This window comes from Aquicoccus porphyridii, assembly GCF_008369105.1.
In the GTDB taxonomy this organism is placed as follows: Bacteria; Pseudomonadota; Alphaproteobacteria; order Rhodobacterales; family Rhodobacteraceae; genus Aquicoccus; species Aquicoccus porphyridii.
The window spans coordinates 1-531 of sequence record NZ_VINQ01000097.1 but is presented as its reverse complement, the minus strand read 5'-3'; the positions used below and the strand labels follow the sequence as shown (position 1 = coordinate 531).

Below are 531 nucleotides of genomic sequence, written 5' to 3'. Positions count from 1 at the left end.
CGGCCAGTGCAGCAGGCAAGAAATGGCAGCCGACTCATATGCTGATCGGCGATGCCGGCGGTGCGCCGGGCGACACGCCGGATCCATTGCCTTCTGCGGCGCAGAAGAGCCTGATCAACCAACGCCATCGGGCTCAGCTGAATCGGCTGTTCGTTTCCGACAAGAACGCCAATACCTTGGTTGCCGAGGTGGTGCTGCCAGTTGAGGTAGGTGGCTTCTGGATCCGCGAGATCGGCCTGCAGGATGCCGACGGCAAGTTCGTCGCGGTATCCAACTGCCCGCCCAGCTACAAGGCTGCAATGGAAAGTGGCAGTGCGCGGACCCAGACCATTCGGGTGAACCTGGCGCTCTCCGGCCTGGAGAATGTCCAGCTGCTGATCGACAACGGCATCATCTACGCCACTCAGGACTGGGTGAAGGAAAAGGTCGCTGCCGATTTCAAGGGCCGCAAGATTCTGGCTGGCAATGGCTTGGTCGGTTGGGGCGATCTTTCTGCCGACCGCAGCATTGGTCTGGCGCCTTCCGGCGTGA

General features: G+C 61.4%; 1 protein-coding gene. It reads left to right on the top strand.

Annotation, left to right across the window (positions count from 1 at the left end; translation table 11 throughout):
* Nucleotides 1-38: 38 nt before the first annotated feature.
* Nucleotides 39-531 (top strand): phage tail protein (locus FLO80_RS23745; protein WP_246156797.1); only part of this gene is annotated, 493 nt, incomplete at its 3' end.